Genomic DNA, 14,250 nt, shown 5'->3' with positions numbered 1-14,250 from the left:
CAGGCAGATGGGGTTCGATACAATGGCCGCTGTCTCAATCTCGCGAAAATTCGGCTCCCTTGGACTTCCAGACACCTCCGGGCCTGTCGGTGGATACCGGCGGCGACGGCAAGATCGTGCGCCTGTCCGGGCAATGGACGGCGCTGGCGCTGGCGCGCGACCGCGGCGTGGTGGTGCGGCGCGTCCACAAGCTCGCGCGCGGCCCGGCGCGCGCCGGCGGCCGGATGACGGCGCTGGGCGCCGGTTCCGCCGCCGCGCAGGGCGGCCCGGTCAGCCGCTGGGACCTGTCGGCGATCGACCGGCTCGATCACGTCGGCGGGCAGGCGCTATGGCGTGTCTGGGGCCACCGGCTGCCCGAGGGCCTGACGCTGACCGACAACCAGCGCACCATCTTCGAGCGGATCCAGCGTCTCGACGAGGCGCGCGAGGAACCGGAGCCGGTGATCCGCCACGATCCGGTCACGCGGCTCGGGCTGGCCCTGATGCAGTTCGGCGAGCACCTGTTCGGCGGCATCGCCATGTTCGGGCGCGTGATCCTCGACCTCGGCTCGATCGCCCGACGCCCCAAGACCATGCCCTGGACCGAGATCTCGGCCAACGTCTACAACGCCGGCGCCAAGGCGCTGCCGATCACGGCCCTGGTGGCCTTCCTGATCGGCATCGTGCTGAGCTACCTGTCGGCCCAGCAGTTGCAGCAGTTCGGCGCCAACCGCTATATCGTCAACATCCTCGGGCTGTCGGTGATCCGCGAGCTGGGGCCGGTGCTGGCGGCGATCCTGGTGGCCGGACGCTCGGGCTCGGCGATCACCGCCCAGATCGGCGTGATGCGCGTCACCGAGGAGCTCGACGCGATGCGCGTGATGGGCATCCCGCACGGGCTGCGCATCGTGCTGCCGCGGGTGCTCGCGCTCGGCGTGGCGATGCCGCTGCTGGTGATGTGGACCAATATCGTCGCGCTCTCGGGCGGGGCGCTGGCCGCCAAGCTGGCACTGGGCATCGACGTCAACTTCTTCATCCGCTCGCTGCCGGGCGTGGTGCCGATCGCCAACCTGTGGATCGGGCTCGGCAAGGGCGTGGTGTTCGGCATGCTGATCGCCCTGGTCGGCTGCCATTTCGGATTCCGCATCAAGGCCAATTCGCAGAGTTTGGGCGAGGGCACCACCACCTCGGTGGTCACCTCGATCACGGTGGTGATCCTGGCCGACGCGGTGTTCGCGATCCTGTTCCAGAACGTGGGGCTCGGATGATGGACGAGAATCGGAACGCGCCGGTGCAGACGGGCGGTGGCACTGCCGCCGCCGCGATGCGCGCGGCCGGCGCCGGGGGCGAGGCGAACCCGGCCGGCTACGTGATCGAAGTGCGCGACATGACCAAGCGCTACGGGCGCAACGTGATCCACGAGCATCTCGACTTCGACGTGCGCCAGGGCGAGATCATCTCGATCGTGGGCGGCTCGGGCTCGGGCAAGACCACCCTGGTGCGCCAGATCCTGGGCCTGGAGCAGCCCAGCTCGGGCACCGTGCGCGTGTTCGGCGAGGATCTCGCCACCCTCGACGACGATTCGGCGCGCGTGATGCGCAGCCGCTCCGGCATGCTGTTCCAGCATGGCGCGCTGTTCTCCTCGCTGACCGTGTTCGACAACATCGCCCAGCCGCTGCGCGAGCTCGGGCGTGTGCCCGAGGACCTGCTGCACGAGATCGTGATGCTCAAGCTGGAGATGGTCGGGCTGCCCTGCAAGCACGCCTCGAAGATGCCCTCGGCGCTGTCCGGCGGGATGGTCAAGCGGGTCGGCATCGCCCGCGCGATCGCGCTGGAGCCCGAGCTGCTGTTCCTCGACGAGCCCACCGCCGGGCTCGACCCGCGCGCCTCGGACGAATTCGTCGACCTGATCGCCACCCTGCATCGCACCCTGGGCCTGACGGTGGTGATGATCACCCACGATCTCGACACCATGGTGGCGCTCTCCACGCGGGTGGCGGTGATCGCCGATCGCAAGGTGCTGGTGGCCGCGCCCGTCGAGGAGGCGGCCAGCGTCGACCATCCCTTCATCAAGGAATACTTCCTCGGCCTGCGCGGGCGCCGCGCGCTGCAGGCGCTGCCGCCCGAGCGGCGCGCGAAATTGCCGAAGGCGGCACTCGAGCCGGCGCTGTCCAGCGTCGAGCTGTAAAGCAAGGAATCGCGAATGGAAAACAAGTCACATGCGTTCTGGGCGGGGCTGTTCGCCATCGGCCTGCTGCTCGCGATCATCGCGGCGGTGTTCTGGTTCAACGTCGATCGCACGGTACGGATCCCTTACGACCTGGTGGCGCGCACCAACGTGACGGGCCTGTTCCCCGACGCGGCGGTGCGCTATCGCGGCCTGGACGTCGGCAAGGTCGCCACCATCCACTTCGACCGCGCCCACCCGGGCGAGATCTCGATCCGCATCCTGGTCGACAAGGATGCGCCGATCACGCGCTCGACCTACGGCAGCCTGGGCTTCCAGGGCGTGACCGGGATCGCCTTCGTGCAGCTCGACGATACCGGCCGCGATCCCTCGCCGCTGCCCACCTCGATGAAGGAGGTGGCGCAGATCCCGCTGCACCCGAGCCTGTTCGACCAGCTCCAGCAGCGCGGCGACGTGCTGCTCAAGCAGATGGAAGTGGCGGCTTCCAGCGTCAACGCGATGCTCTCGCCCGAGATGCGCGAGCAGTTGAGGGCCACCGCGGCCAGCGTGCAGCAGGCCGCCGACGGCGTGAGCACGCTCACCAGGTCGCTCGAGCCGGTCACCGCGCAACTGCCCGAAACCACCCGCCGCGTGAACCAGGCGCTGGCCTCGGCCGACGCGATGCTGGCGCCGCACGGGCCGCTCGCCGCCAACCTGGACCGCGCCGGCAAGGCCGCCGAACAGGCGGGAACTGCGCTCACGCAGATGGATCAGACGCTCTCCGAGCTGAACGCGAGCGTACGCTACGAGACGCTGCCGCGGATCAATTCGCTGAGCTCGAACCTCGGCGATACCTCGCGGACCGTGCGCGACGTGGCCGGCGAGATCAGCCGCAACCCGCGCAGCCTGCTGTTCGGCACCAGCGCCGGCCTGCCGGGCCCGGGCGAATCGGGTTTCGCCTGGCCGCGGGCGGGGTCGCGCTGAGCGCGGGCGGGCAAGGTGCCTGCCGCTCGCGCCCGATTGACTGATAACTGACAGATACCGGCCGGCCCGTGCCCCGCGGCGCGGGCCGGCGATCGACCCGATGCCGGTCGGCCCCCGGGCCGCGGCCACCGCCAACGAGTTCACGACCATGCAGGAATCCGCGATGTCACGCTTGTCCTCCCTCTCCGCCCGCCGGGCCGCCGCGCTGGGCGCGATGCTGCTGTTCACGCTGCTCGCCGGCTGCGCGGGCGACGCGGCCCGGATGTCGAACATCCGCTACGACCTCGGGCCGCTCGATACCTCGTCGCTGGCGCTCGCGCCGGCTTCGGGCTCGGTGATCAAGGTGCTCGACGTGCGCGCGCCCGATGCCTTCGATACCGACAAGTTCGCCTACCGGCTCGCCTATGCCGACGCGCAGCGCATCGCCACCTATCGCGATAGCCGCTGGACCGCGCCGCCCGCGCAACTGCTGACGCAGCGCCTGCGCGCGGCGCTCTCGGCGCGCGGCACGGTGCTGGAAGGCGGCGACGCGGTGCGCGCGAGCGTGCTGCATGTCGAGCTCAACACCTTCGAGCAGGTGTTCGACGGCCAGGCGCAGAGCCACGGCGAGGTGGCGGTGCGTGCCACGCTCACGCGCGAGGGCACGGTGCTCGGCCAGCGCAGCTTCGTGGCGCGCGCGCCGGCCAGCACCGCCGACGCGGCCGGCGGCGCGAGCGCGCTGGCCGCCGCGAGCAACGAGCTGGTGGCGCAGATCGTCGCCTGGCTCGCGGTGCAGAACACCGCGGCGCAATGAGCGGCGCGGTGCCGGGCGGGCCGGGCACGGAGCCGCCCAGATGAACCCGGAGGCGCCGCCGCCGCCGCGCGGACCGTCGCTGCTGGCGCGGCGGCTTTTCGGCGCGTACGCGGCGCTGATCGTCTACGCCTCGCTGTATCCCTTCCTCGGATGGCGCTCGCTCGGCGTCGGCCCCTTCGACTACCTGTTCGCGCCGATGCCGCGCTACTGGACGATGTTCGACGTCGTCACCAACGTGCTCGGCTACCTGCCGCTCGGGCTGTGCGCGGTGGGCGCGCTGCATCCGCGCGTGAAGGGCGCGGCCGCGGTGCTGGTCGCCACGCTGGCCGGCACGCTGCTGTCGGGCGCCATGGAGGCGCTGCAGACCTACCTGCCGACGCGCGTGGCCTCCAATCTCGACCTCGGCGCGAATGCCTTCGGCGCCTTCCTGGGCGGCCTGCTGGCCGCGCCGCTCGCGCCCGCGCTGATCGAGCGCGGCGCGCTGCGGCGGCTGCGCGACGCCTGGTTCGATCGCGAGGCCGCCACGCCGCTGCTGCTCTCGGCGCTCTGGCCGTTCGCGGTGCTGTTTCCCTCGCCCTTCCTGTTCGGCATCGGCCGCTGGCCGAGCGAGCTGTGGGACCGCGCCGATACCTCGATGCAGGACGCGCTGCTGGCCTGGATGCCGGCCGGCTGGCGCATCGACGCCTGGCCCGACGCGCTCGACGCGCATCTCTCCGATCCCGCCTGGGAGGCGCTGCTGGCGGGGCTGGGCCTGTTCGCGGCGCTCGCGCTGGCCTCGCTGACGATGCGCGCGCAGGCGCCGCGCGCGCGGCTGGCGATCGCCTTCGTGGTGGTCGCGCTGCTGCTGAAGGCCGGCGCCACCTTCCTGCAACTGCGCAGCGGCCTGTCGTTCGACTGGGCGACCCCGGGCGCCTGCGCGGGCGTCGCGCTGGGCCTGGCCGCCGCGCTGGTCGCGCTGCGGCTGCGCGCGGTATGGCGCGCCACCGCGGCGGCGCTGGCGCTGGCCGTCTCGCTGGCGCTGGTCAACCTGCTGCCGGTCAATCCGTTCTTCGACTACGCGCTGTCGGGCTGGAGCCAGGGGCGCTACCTGCATTTCAACGGCATCGCGCGCTGGCTGGCCTGGAGCTGGCCCTACGCGGCCCTGGTCTGGCTCGCCTGGCATGCCGAGCATGGCTGGCTCGGGCGGCGCGCCAGGCATCGCGCGGGCGCCGCCGCGCGCGACCGGCACGACCGGCACGACGACCGGCGCCGCTGAGACCGGCTGATCGCCAGCCTTGCCAGGCGGGCCGGAGCGTGATGCCGGGACGTGAGGCATTGGTCGCGTCACGCCGGCGGTCGTGAACGCGCCGAGCCGCCCCGGCGCGCCGAACCACGCGCCGCAAGCCCCGCGCGGCAGGCCAGCGGGCCGCGCGCTCGCTCGCTATAATCGGACCTCCCGACATCCTCCCCAATCCAGCTGGCGGCGCGCGGCACAGACCAGGCGCACGCAGGCGGTCCCCACATCATGAACGGCAGCTACTACCAGCATCACGTGTTCTTCTGTCTGAACCAGCGCGACCCGGGCGCGGATCGCCCGAGCTGCGCCAATTGCGATGCGCAATCGATGCAGGAATACGCCAAGAAGCGCGTCAAGGAGCTGGGCCTGGCGGGCGCCGGCAAGGTCCGCATCAACAAGGCGGGCTGCCTGGACCGCTGCGAGGAAGGCCCGGTGATGGTGGTCTACCCGGAAGGCACCTGGTACACCTATGTCGACAAGCAGGACATCGACGAGATCGTCGAATCGCACCTGCGCGACGGCCGGGTGGTCGAGCGCCTGAAGATCTGAGCGCGCCGCGCGCCAAACGAAGGAAACCGCAAGCCGCATGAACGCCCAAACGCAGAAGTCCCTGATCGACGGCCCGGTCGGCCGCATCGAGATCGCCGTCGACCTGCCGCCCGACGGCACCGCCACGCGTGGCATCGCGCTGGTCGCGCATCCGCATCCGCTGTTCGGCGGCACCATGGACAACAAGGTCGCGCAGACGCTGGCGCGCATCTTCACCCAGCTCGGCTACATCGTCACGCGCTCGAACTTCCGCGGCGTCGGCGCCACCGAGGGCACGCACGACAACGGCCACGGCGAGACCGACGACCTGCTGGCGGTGCTGGCCCACATGCGCGCCCAGCCCGGCCAGGCCGAGCTGCCGCTGGTGCTGGCGGGTTTCTCGTTCGGCACCTTCGTGCTCTCGCAGGTCGGCAAGCAGATGCGCGAGCGCGGCGAGGCGATCGAGCGGATGGTGTTCGTCGGCACCGCGGCGAGCCGCTGGGCGGTGGCCGAGGTGCCCGAGGACACCATCGTGATCCACGGCGAAACCGACGATACCGTGCCGATCGGCTCGGTCTACGACTGGGCGCGGCCGCAGGAGCTGCCGGTGATCGTGATCCCGGGCGCCGAGCATTTCTTCCACCGCAAGCTGCATATCCTCAAGCGCGTGATCGTCGACGCCTGGCGCTGAGCCGGGCGCGTCGGCCGGGCCGCGATCCGGTCGCGCTGCGGCGGGGCCCCTGCCGTCATCTCGTCGCGCTCCCGCCGTGCTTCCCTTTGCGCGTGCCTGACGCCGGACTTGCGGATCGATTGCGGGCGACGGCGGCGCGCGCCGTGCGTCTACCATCTGTCCGCCGCACGCGACAGAAACCGCCGCCGTGGCTTGGAGCCCGGCCGGCGCCCGTATAATGGCCGGGTTTGCCCGCTACGCACGGCAGCTTCGACGCCGGCGGCGGCTCGTGAATCCGCGCGTTTTCCGCGTGCCGCGAACCGATGCCGCCGCCGCCTGTCCAACTCCGCGCGTCGCGCCAGGCTCCGCCCAGGTGCCGCGGCCGGACCGCTCGCCGTCCCGGTTCCCCGATCTTGCGCCCCGTGCGCAGCACTTTCTGCCATCAGCCTGAATCGATCATGCGTTTGTCCTCCGTAGGCCTCAAGTCTCTCGCTTCCTCCACCGCCTTCGCCACCGTCGCGCGCAACGTCGCGCTCGGCGTGGTGGTGCCCGCCGCGCTCGTGACGACGGTTGCCGTCGCGCAGGCCAAGCCCGCCAAGAAGGCGGCAGCGGCTGCCGCCGCGGCCGCGGCGCCGACCGGCGCGCCGGCCACCTACATGCCGGGCGCGGTGCCGCCGCCGGGCGTCAACGCGCGCTCCTGGGTGCTGGTCGACGCGAGCAGCAACCAGGTGCTGGCTTCCGGCAACGCGGACGAGCGCGTCGAGCCGGCCTCGCTGACCAAGCTGATGACGGCCTACCTGGTGTTCGAGGCGCTCTCCACCAAGAAGATCTCGATGGAGCAGATCGTCACGCCGAGCGAGGCGGTGCGCCGCGTCGGCACCGACGAGTCGCGCATGTTCATCGAGGCCAACAAGCCGGTCTCGGTGCACGACCTGGTGTACGGCATGATCATCCAGTCGGGCAACGACGCGGCGATCGCGCTGGCCGAGCTGGTGGGCGGCAGCGAATCGCAGTTCGTCAACATGATGAACGCCGAGGCGCAGAAGCTCGGCATGTCGGGCACCCACTTCGCCGACGTGAACGGCATGCCCGACCCGCAGCACTACACCACGGCGGGCGACCTGGCCAAGCTGTCGGCGCGCCTGATCCGCGACTTCCCCGACTACTACAACATCTTCTCGGTCAAGGAATTCAGCTACAACAACATCCGCCAGCCGAACCGCAACCGGCTGCTGTGGATCGACCCGACCGTCGACGGCCTGAAGACCGGCCACACCCAGGCCGCCGGCTACTGCCTGATCGCCTCGGCCAAGCGTCCGCTGCCGGGCGCCGACGGCGGCACGCGCCGCCTGGTCTCGGTGATGATGGGCGAGACCAAGGAAAGCGACCGCGTGCAGGACAGCATGAAGATGCTGAACTACGGCTACAGCGCCTTCGATGCGGTGCGCCTCTACAAGGGCGGCCAGGCCGTCGAGACGCCGCGCGTCTACAAGGGTCGGGCCAATTCCGTGCAGGTCGGCGTGCAGAAGGACCAGTTCGTCACACTGCCCAAGGGCGTGGGCGACAAGCTCAAGCCGCAGGTCACGCTGAACACGCCGCTGATCGCGCCGCTGGCCGAAGGCCAGCAGGTCGGCACGGTGCAGTTCGTGGCCGACGGCAAGACCGTTGCGCAATTCCCGGTGGTGGCGCTGCAGGCGGTGCCGGAAGCGGGCCTGCTCGGCCGGATCTGGGATTCGATCCTGCTGATGTTCAGCAAGAAGTAAGCTTCGACGTGCCCGGCACGACGCCGGCGCGCCGCAAGCGGTAAGCTGTCGGCGCGGGCGCTGTCCCGCGCCTTCATCTTTTCCTCCTTGATCGCCATGAGCCAAGCAGATTTCGATCCGGTCGTCTATCTGAGCGTGTCCTCGCAGGAGCAACGGGTGCCGCTGTCCGAGGCGCGCGTGCCGGTGCTCGATCGCGGTTTCATCTTCGGCGACGGCGTCTACGAGGTGGTGCCGCTGTACGCGGTGGAAGGCGGCGGGCGCAAGCCGTTCCGGCTACCGCAGCACCTGGCGCGGCTGGACCGCAGCCTGAAGAAGCTGGGCATCCCCAACCCGCGCGACGATGCCGGCTGGCGAGCGCTGCTCGACGAGCTGCTGGAAGCGAACGCGGCCGGGCTCGGCGACGGCCGGCATGCCAAGGCCTACCTGCAGATCACGCGCGGCGTCGCCAGGCGCGGCCACGCGTTTCCGGCCGAGGTCACGCCCACCGTGTTCATGATGGTCAGCCCGATGGAGCTGCCCGGCAACGAGATGCGCACCACCGGCGTGCGCTGCGTGACGGCCGAGGATCGCCGCTGGCTGCATGCCGACATCAAGTCCACCTCGCTGCTGGGCAACGTGCTGATGGCCCAGCATGCGGCCGAGCGCGAAGCCTTCGAGACCATCCAACTGCGCGACGGCAACCTCACCGAGGGTTCCTCCTCGAACGTCTGGGTGGTGAAGAACGGCGAGCTGCTCGCGCCGCCGCGCAGCAACAAGATCCTCGAGGGGATCCGCTACGCGCTGCTCGAGGAACTGGCCGAGGCCTGCGGGATCCCCTTCGTGGCGCGCGAGATCAACGAGGCCGAGCTGCGCGCGGCCGACGAGATCCTGCTCAGCTCGGCGACCAAGGAAGTGCTGCCGGTCACCTCGCTCGACCAGTTGCCGGTGCAGGATGGACGCCCCGGCCCGGTCTACATCGCGCTCTACGAGGCCTACCAGCGCGCCAAGGCGAGCGAGCTGGCGGCGGCCTGAGCCTGCCGGTGGGGCCTGGCGGCACCCACTGGCTTTTCATCGATTCCTTCTGGAGAAGCTTATGACCACCGACCCGTCCAAGACAGTCGAACTGACTGGCGCGATCGATACCAGGAAGGAGACGCTGCTCGAATTCCCCTGCGACTTCCCGATCAAGATCATGGGGAAGGCGCATCCCGAGTTCAAGGACACCATCTTCAAGGTGGTGGCCGTGCACGACAACGAGATCGACCTCGAGAAGATCGAGGAGCGCTCCTCCAGCGGCGGCAACTACACGGGCCTGACCATCACCGTGCGCGCCACCAGCCAGCAGCAGCTCGACGATATCTATCGCTCGCTGACCGGCCATCCGATGGTGAAGGTCGTCCTCTAGGCGCGAGCGCGCCGCGGGCCGGCCTGGCCGGCCTCATTCCTCCCGCTTCGGCGCGGCCGCCATGGCCGCGCCGGGCAGCCCGGGCGCGTCGGCCGTGCCGGCTCCCGCGAGGCCTGCCTGCGCCGGCATCCCGCCCGGCGGCTTTCCCCCGATCGTTTCCCCCTCCCCGTTTCGCGCGGCCCGCCGGGCCAGGCGCTCGGCATCGATGCGCAGCCATTCCCGTTCGAAATGCGCCAGTTCCGCCAGCAGCCAGGTGCGGAAGGCCTGCACGCGCGGCGCGGCCAGCCGCGAGGGCAGGCAGACGAAATAGCAGTGCCAGGGGCTCGGCCCGTCGATGTCGAACAGGCGCACGATGCGCCCCGCGTCGAGTTCGGCCGCGGCCAGCGAGCGGCGCACCAGGGCGATGCCCTGGCCGTCGATGGCGGCCTGCACCAGTTGCGAGGAATCCTGGAACAGCAGGCCGCGCTTGGGTTCGCTGAGCGTTTCCAGGCCCGCCGCGTCGAACCAGGGGCGCCAGAGCTCGTCGTCGGAGCGCAGCAGCGGGTAGCGGGCCAGGTCGGCCGGCTCCCTGGGCAGCACGCCGCCGTTCAGGCTCGGCGCGCAGGCCGGGAAGAACATCTCGTCGAACAGCTTCTCCACGTGCAGGCCCGGGTAGTGGCCGTTGCCGAAGCGGATCGCGATGTCGACGTCGTCGCGCGAGAAATCGGTCAGCGAGTTGGTGGACTGCAGTTCGAGGTCGATGTCGGGATGGCGGTCGATGAAGGAGCCGATGCGCGGCGTGATCCAGCGCGCCGCGAAGGACTGCAGCGAGGACACCACCAGGCGGTTGCCGCGGTCGGCGGCGCGCACGTCCTGGGTGGCGTCGAGCAGGATGGTCAGCGCGGCGCGCACCTGGCGCGCGTAGCGCTCGCCCGATTCGGTCAGCGACAGGCGCTTGCCGCGCCGCACGAACAGCGGCACCCCGAGCTCCTCCTCGAGCGCGCGTACCTGGTGGCTGATCGCGCCGTGGGTGACGAACAGCTCGTCGGCCGCGCGCGAGAAGCTCTCGTGGCGGGCGGCGGCCTCGAAGGCGCGCAGGGCATTCAGCGGGGGGAGTTTGCGCAGGTCCACTTGCTAATTTTTCTCACAAGAACGTGAAAACGTATCGTTTTACGTAAACCCTTGATGTGCCTACGATTGTAGCCATTCCCCCGCTGTTTCCGGAGCGCATCATGAGAGAAATATCGTCAAGCGTCACCTTCGAGATCCAACCCGGCGAAACCGTGCCGATGAAGGTCGTGCACAGCACGCGGCTCAGCATCCAGGGCGCGACGGTATGGGCCACGCGCAGCGAGGATGTCGACGACTACTTCCTGGCGCCGGGCGCGAACCTGCGGTTGCGCCGCGGCGAGCGGCTGTGGCTGGCCGTGGAAGGGCCGGAGGCGGCCCGCGTGTCGTTCAGCGTCGGTGCGCCGGCGCCCGGCGAGATCGCCCACACGGCGCTCACGCGCCTGGGCAACTGGCTCTCGGCGCGCCTGCACGACGGCTGGCGCACGGTCTGAGCGATGGTCCCGCCGACACGCGCCCGCCCGGCGGCGCGTGCCGGTTTTCGGTAAACTAGCGTCCATGTCAGCGCCGGCCCCCATCGACTTGTCCCCGATTTCCACCGATCCCGCCGCGACGGCCGCCCCCGAGGCGGCTGCCGCGGCGCCGTTCGTGGTGCGCTGGCTCGGCTCGGCGCCCTACGAGCCGACCTTCGAGGCGATGCGCGCCTTCACCGATTCACGCACGCCCGAGACGGCCGACGAGATCTGGCTGGTCGAACATCCCCCCGTCTACACGCTCGGCCTGGCCGGCGACCCGGCGCACCTGCTGGTGGCCGACAGCGGCGTGCCGCTGGTCAAGGTGGACCGGGGTGGGCAGATCACCTATCACGGCCCGGGCCAGATCGTCGCCTACCTGCTGGTCGAGCTGCGCCGCCGCAAGCTGACGGTGCGCGGCATGGTCGAGCGGATCGAGCAGGCCGTGATCGACACCCTCGCGGCGTATAATCTCGCGTCGGTCCGCAAGGCGGGCGCGCCCGGCATCTATGTGGAATCAGGGCCGCATGCGGGCGCGAAGATCGCCGCCCTCGGCCTGAAGATACGCAACGGATGCAGCTATCACGGGTTGAGCCTGAACGTCCGGATGGACCTCGGCCCGTTTCTCGCGATCAATCCGTGCGGCTACGCGGGACTCGAGACGGTCGACATGGCGAGCGTGGGCGTGCTCGCCGACTGGCGCGACGTGGCCGACACGCTCGTGCGCCGTCTGACCGCCAACCTCGACGGCGCCACCGTCGCCGCATTGCCGCAGGCACTGGAACACACGAATGACTGACGTAACCGCAACCCCCGCATCGGCCGCCGCGGCCGAACCCGCCGTCTACGATCCGAGCGCGAAGCAGAAGGCCCAGGCCAAGACGGCGCGCATCCCGATCAAGATCGTGCCGATCGAGAAGCTCAAGAAGCCCGAGTGGATCCGCGTGAAGGCGGCCACCGGCAGCTCGCGCTTCAACGAGATCAAGACCATCCTGCGCGAGCACAACCTGCACACGGTGTGCGAGGAAGCGAGCTGCCCGAACATCGGCGAGTGTTTCGGCAAGGGCACGGCGACCTTCATGATCATGGGCGACAAGTGCACGCGGCGCTGCCCGTTCTGCGACGTCGGCCACGGCCGCCCCGATCCGCTCGATCCTGACGAACCGGTCAACCTGGCCAAGACGATCGGCGCGCTGCGCCTGAAGTACGTGGTGATCACCAGCGTCGACCGCGACGACCTGCGCGACGGCGGTGCCGGCCACTTCGTCGAGTGCATCCGCCATGTGCGCGAGCATTCGCCGGAAACGCGCATCGAGATCCTCACGCCGGACTTCCGCGGCCGCCTGGACCGCGCGCTGGGCATCCTCAATGCCGCGCCGCCCGACGTCATGAACCACAACCTCGAAACCGTGCCGCGCCTCTACAAGGAAGCGCGCCCGGGCTCGGACTACGCGCATTCGCTGAAGCTGCTGAAGGACTTCAAGGCGCTGCATCCGGACGTCGCCACCAAGTCGGGCCTGATGGTCGGCCTGGGCGAGACGCCCGAGGAAATCCTGCAGGTGATGCGCGACCTGCGCGAGCACGACGTCGACATGCTGACCATCGGCCAGTACCTGCAGCCTTCCGAGCATCACCTGCCGGTGCGCGAGTACGTGCATCCCGACGTCTTCAAGATGTACGAGGAAGAGGCCTACAAGATGGGCTTCACGCATGCGGCGGTGGGCGCGATGGTGCGTTCGAGCTATCACGCCGACCTGCAGGCGCACGGCGCCGGCGTGGTCTGAGCCGGCTGCTTCCGGGTTCGGCTGCCTCCAGCCCTGCCTGCCAGGCCGCTTCGGCGGCCGTCATGAAAAACCCGCCGCGAGGCGGGTTTTTTGTTGGCGGCGCGGCCTGTCGCGGGCTGCGGCCGCCCGCCTGCGCCGGCGGCCTTCGCGCTCGCGCCGCGCGGCGCGCCCGATCGTCGGCCGTATCCGGTCGAACGCGAAAAGCATAGCGCCAGCAGCGTCAATTGCATCGCAGAAATGATTGGAACGGCGCCGCCGCGCAATCTCTATAGTCGGGCGTTTTCGTGCCACCGCATCCGACTCGTAGAGGTGATTCATGCCGCGTTTCCGTTCCGTCCTGACCGCCGCGCTGGCCGGCGCCGTCGCCACGCTTAGCCTTGCCGCCGCGCCCGCGCGCGCCGCCGACAAGGAGGTGGTGATCGCCTACCAGGACATGGTGGTGCCCTGGCGCTACGCGCAGGCCACCGGCGAGGTGGAGAAGGCGACCGGCTACAAGGTGACGTTCCGCAAGCTCGGCAGCGGCGCCGACGTGATCCGCGCGCTGGCCTCGGGCTCGGTGCAGGTCGGCGAGGCCGGCTCGGCGCCGGTTGCCGCGGGCCTCTCGCAGGGTGTCGATCTCTCGCTGTTCTGGATTCTCGACAACATCAACGACGCCGAGGCGCTGGTGGCCCGCGACGGCTCGGGCGTGACCAGCGTGGCGGGCCTCAAGGGCCACAAGCTCGGCGTGCCCTTCGTCTCGACCTCGCACTTCCACGCGCTGGTCGCGCTGCAGCAGGCCGGCGTCGATCCGAACCAGGTGAAGATCGTCAACCTGCGGCCGCCCGAGGTGGCGGCGGCCTGGGCGCGCGGCGACATCGACGCGACCTACATCTGGGACCCGGTACTCGCCAAGGTCAAGCAGAACGGCAAGGTGCTGATCACCTCGGGCCAGGTCGCCAAGGCCAGCGGCAAGGCCACCTTCGACGGCTTCGTGGCGACCCGCGCCTTCGCGCGCGACAACCCCGAGTTCCTGAGGCGCTTCGTCAAGGTGCTGGCGGCGGCCGATGCCGACTACCGCGCGCATCCCGCCGCCTGGGGCAAGGGTTCGGCGCAGGCCGCGGCGGTTGCCAAGGAGTCCGGAGCGAATCCCGACGAGGTGCCGGCCAGCCTCGCGCTCTATGCCTTCCCCTCGCCGGCCGAGCAGGCTTCGGCCACCTGGCTGGGCGGCGGCGCGCAATCGGGCGCCGCGAAGTCGCTGGCGGCCACCGCGGCCTTCCTGAAGGCGCAGGGCACCATCCAGACGGTGCTGCCCGACTACTCGGTCGGCGTCGATCCGCAATTCGTGAAGGCCGCCGCGCATTGAGCGACGGCCGGGAGGCATCAG

At 70.2% G+C, this 14,250-nt stretch carries 16 protein-coding genes; 14 read left to right on the top strand and 2 right to left on the bottom strand.

The window, feature by feature from the left end; genetic code table 11:
* The first annotated feature begins 59 nt into the window (after positions 1 to 59).
* The 10 genes from BM43_RS22260 (at position 60) to BM43_RS22215 (ending at position 9,544) form a co-directional block, all read left to right on the top strand.
* Complete coding sequence (locus tag BM43_RS22260; protein WP_036049021.1) at positions 60 to 1,247, top strand: MlaE family ABC transporter permease; 1,188 nt, start codon at positions 60 to 62, stop codon at positions 1,245 to 1,247.
* Positions 1,248 to 1,303: 56 nt separating this feature from the next.
* Positions 1,304 to 2,167 (top strand): ABC transporter ATP-binding protein, encoded by an 864-nt coding sequence (locus tag BM43_RS22255; RefSeq protein ID WP_042287074.1) that lies wholly within the window; start codon positions 1,304 to 1,306, stop codon positions 2,165 to 2,167.
* 15 nt (positions 2,168 to 2,182) lie between these two features.
* Entirely contained in the window at positions 2,183 to 3,130 is a 948-nt protein-coding gene (locus BM43_RS22250) for an MlaD family protein (RefSeq protein ID WP_036049024.1), read from the top strand.
* A gap of 163 nt (positions 3,131 to 3,293) precedes the next feature.
* Complete coding sequence (locus tag BM43_RS22245; protein WP_036052971.1) at positions 3,294 to 3,923, top strand: ABC-type transport auxiliary lipoprotein family protein; 630 nt, start codon at positions 3,294 to 3,296, stop codon at positions 3,921 to 3,923.
* 40 nt (positions 3,924 to 3,963) lie between these two features.
* Positions 3,964 to 5,178 (top strand): VanZ family protein, encoded by a 1,215-nt coding sequence (locus tag BM43_RS22240; RefSeq protein WP_036049027.1) that lies wholly within the window; start codon positions 3,964 to 3,966, stop codon positions 5,176 to 5,178.
* A gap of 249 nt (positions 5,179 to 5,427) precedes the next feature.
* On the top strand, positions 5,428 to 5,748 hold the full coding sequence (locus BM43_RS22235; RefSeq protein ID WP_036049030.1) for a (2Fe-2S) ferredoxin domain-containing protein: 321 nt from the start codon (positions 5,428 to 5,430) through the stop codon (positions 5,746 to 5,748).
* A 37-nt stretch (positions 5,749 to 5,785) separates the two neighbouring features.
* Complete coding sequence (locus BM43_RS22230; RefSeq protein ID WP_013699499.1) at positions 5,786 to 6,418, top strand: alpha/beta hydrolase; 633 nt, start codon at positions 5,786 to 5,788, stop codon at positions 6,416 to 6,418.
* 437 nt (positions 6,419 to 6,855) lie between these two features.
* Positions 6,856 to 8,160, top strand: a complete 1,305-nt coding sequence (locus BM43_RS22225; RefSeq protein WP_036036479.1) for a D-alanyl-D-alanine carboxypeptidase family protein — start codon at positions 6,856 to 6,858, stop codon at positions 8,158 to 8,160.
* A 96-nt stretch (positions 8,161 to 8,256) separates the two neighbouring features.
* Positions 8,257 to 9,171: a D-amino acid aminotransferase gene (locus BM43_RS22220; protein ID WP_036049033.1), complete on the top strand. Its 915-nt coding sequence runs from the start codon at positions 8,257 to 8,259 to the stop codon at positions 9,169 to 9,171.
* Positions 9,172 to 9,232: 61 nt separating this feature from the next.
* Complete coding sequence (locus tag BM43_RS22215; RefSeq protein ID WP_013699496.1) at positions 9,233 to 9,544, top strand: HP0495 family protein; 312 nt, start codon at positions 9,233 to 9,235, stop codon at positions 9,542 to 9,544.
* A 33-nt stretch (positions 9,545 to 9,577) separates the two neighbouring features.
* Here BM43_RS22215 and BM43_RS22210 read toward each other — a convergent pair whose 3' ends face one another.
* Positions 9,578 to 10,654, bottom strand: coding sequence for a transcriptional regulator GcvA (locus BM43_RS22210; RefSeq protein ID WP_036049035.1), 1,077 nt, complete (start codon positions 10,652 to 10,654; stop codon positions 9,578 to 9,580).
* 101 nt (positions 10,655 to 10,755) lie between these two features.
* Here BM43_RS22210 and BM43_RS22205 point away from each other — a divergent pair, with 101 nt between their 5' ends.
* The 3 genes from BM43_RS22205 to lipA all read left to right on the top strand — a co-directional run bounded on the left by BM43_RS22205 (position 10,756) and on the right by lipA (position 12,887).
* Positions 10,756 to 11,085, top strand: coding sequence for a DUF2917 domain-containing protein (locus BM43_RS22205; RefSeq protein ID WP_036049037.1), 330 nt, complete (start codon positions 10,756 to 10,758; stop codon positions 11,083 to 11,085).
* A 64-nt stretch (positions 11,086 to 11,149) separates the two neighbouring features.
* Positions 11,150 to 11,902 carry a lipoyl(octanoyl) transferase LipB gene (lipB, locus tag BM43_RS22200; protein ID WP_036049039.1) on the top strand — a complete coding sequence of 251 codons (753 nt, stop codon included), beginning with the start codon at positions 11,150 to 11,152 and terminating at the stop codon, positions 11,900 to 11,902.
* Positions 11,895 to 12,887, top strand: coding sequence for a lipoyl synthase (lipA, locus tag BM43_RS22195; RefSeq protein WP_013699492.1), 993 nt, complete (start codon positions 11,895 to 11,897; stop codon positions 12,885 to 12,887). The genes lipB and lipA overlap by 8 nt, the downstream gene beginning before the upstream one ends.
* A gap of 60 nt (positions 12,888 to 12,947) precedes the next feature.
* On the opposite strand, the gene BM43_RS40720 is transcribed toward lipA, so the two are convergent.
* A complete protein-coding gene (locus BM43_RS40720; protein WP_144417689.1) occupies positions 12,948 to 13,205 on the bottom strand; it encodes a hypothetical protein in 258 nt (85 codons plus the stop codon).
* On the opposite strand from BM43_RS40720, the gene tauA reads away from it, so the two are divergent.
* Complete coding sequence (gene tauA, locus BM43_RS22190; protein ID WP_036049041.1) at positions 13,204 to 14,229, top strand: taurine ABC transporter substrate-binding protein; 1,026 nt, start codon at positions 13,204 to 13,206, stop codon at positions 14,227 to 14,229. The genes BM43_RS40720 and tauA overlap by 2 nt on opposite strands.
* Positions 14,230 to 14,250 lie beyond the last annotated feature (21 nt).

It is taken from the genome of Burkholderia gladioli (assembly GCF_000959725.1).
GTDB lineage: Bacteria > Pseudomonadota > Gammaproteobacteria > Burkholderiales > Burkholderiaceae > Burkholderia > Burkholderia gladioli.
The sequence above is the reverse complement of the archived record's forward strand: the minus strand, read 5'-3'. Positions and strand labels throughout refer to the sequence as shown.

Coding starts and splice junctions, on each gene's coding strand:
- BM43_RS22250 (WP_036049024.1), top strand. CDS start 2,183: ATGGAAAACAAGTCACATGCGTTCTGGGCGGGGCTGTTCGCCATCGGC.
- lipB (WP_036049039.1), top strand. CDS start 11,150: ATGTCAGCGCCGGCCCCCATCGACTTGTCCCCGATTTCCACCGATCCC.
- BM43_RS22235 (WP_036049030.1), top strand. CDS start 5,428: ATGAACGGCAGCTACTACCAGCATCACGTGTTCTTCTGTCTGAACCAG.
- BM43_RS22245 (WP_036052971.1), top strand. CDS start 3,294: ATGTCACGCTTGTCCTCCCTCTCCGCCCGCCGGGCCGCCGCGCTGGGC.
- BM43_RS22215 (WP_013699496.1), top strand. CDS start 9,233: ATGACCACCGACCCGTCCAAGACAGTCGAACTGACTGGCGCGATCGAT.
- BM43_RS22225 (WP_036036479.1), top strand. CDS start 6,856: ATGCGTTTGTCCTCCGTAGGCCTCAAGTCTCTCGCTTCCTCCACCGCC.
- BM43_RS22230 (WP_013699499.1), top strand. CDS start 5,786: ATGAACGCCCAAACGCAGAAGTCCCTGATCGACGGCCCGGTCGGCCGC.
- BM43_RS22205 (WP_036049037.1), top strand. CDS start 10,756: ATGAGAGAAATATCGTCAAGCGTCACCTTCGAGATCCAACCCGGCGAA.
- BM43_RS40720 (WP_144417689.1), bottom strand. CDS start 13,205: ATGAATCACCTCTACGAGTCGGATGCGGTGGCACGAAAACGCCCGACT.
- BM43_RS22240 (WP_036049027.1), top strand. CDS start 3,964: ATGAACCCGGAGGCGCCGCCGCCGCCGCGCGGACCGTCGCTGCTGGCG.
- BM43_RS22220 (WP_036049033.1), top strand. CDS start 8,257: ATGAGCCAAGCAGATTTCGATCCGGTCGTCTATCTGAGCGTGTCCTCG.
- lipA (WP_013699492.1), top strand. CDS start 11,895: ATGACTGACGTAACCGCAACCCCCGCATCGGCCGCCGCGGCCGAACCC.
- tauA (WP_036049041.1), top strand. CDS start 13,204: ATGCCGCGTTTCCGTTCCGTCCTGACCGCCGCGCTGGCCGGCGCCGTC.
- BM43_RS22255 (WP_042287074.1), top strand. CDS start 1,304: ATGCGCGCGGCCGGCGCCGGGGGCGAGGCGAACCCGGCCGGCTACGTG.